The sequence below is a fragment of the Brevibacillus sp. MCWH genome, from assembly GCF_013096935.1.
Lineage (GTDB): Bacteria > Bacillota > Bacilli > Brevibacillales > Brevibacillaceae > Brevibacillus > Brevibacillus aydinogluensis.
Window position 1 is genome coordinate 1 of record NZ_SDLF01000114.1, and the last position, 533, is coordinate 533.

The 533-nt window shown below is 27.4% G+C and carries 1 protein-coding gene; it reads right to left on the reverse strand.

Annotated features, from left to right (window positions below; genetic code table 11):
• Positions 1-215 precede the first annotated feature (215 nt).
• The coding region (locus ETC00_RS19625; RefSeq protein WP_171567722.1) for a hypothetical protein at positions 216-533 on the reverse strand (318 nt) is incomplete at its 5' end.

The following is a 533-nucleotide window of genomic DNA, read 5'->3' on the forward strand; positions in this document are numbered from 1 at the left end:
ACATAAGAGTCTCTTTCGATAATAAAAGTATTTAAGTCACCAATATCTCTTTTAAAAATTTTCTCAAAAGGTACGATAACTAGTTTACCGTCAGGATAAACATAAACTTCATCCGTCGTAGGTTCCCATTCATCTACACGTATAAAATCTTTTTTATCAACCATTCCCCACACCAACCTTTTCTTGATTTGATTCTTATTCAATAATATATAAGTCTACCTAGGTTTTATTTTATTTATACTGCTTTTTCTAGCAGTTTTTTTAGCCATAGGTTCTATTCTATTAATCCCTTTTTTCTTCGGTTTTGATTCTACTTTTTTCTCATCTTTTTTAATAACATTTTTCCCTTTTAGTATAGATTTTTCATTCTCTTTCTTCTCTTTTTCAACTCTCCTTTTCTCTTTTAATATTTCTAACTTAATCTGATCTTCATTTCTTATCTTATTGAAAAGTAGTTTTTTATCTAGTTTCTTACTTTTAGAGTCTAAAAACGACTTTGTGAGAAACTGATTATTTTGAGATAAGTATAAAAG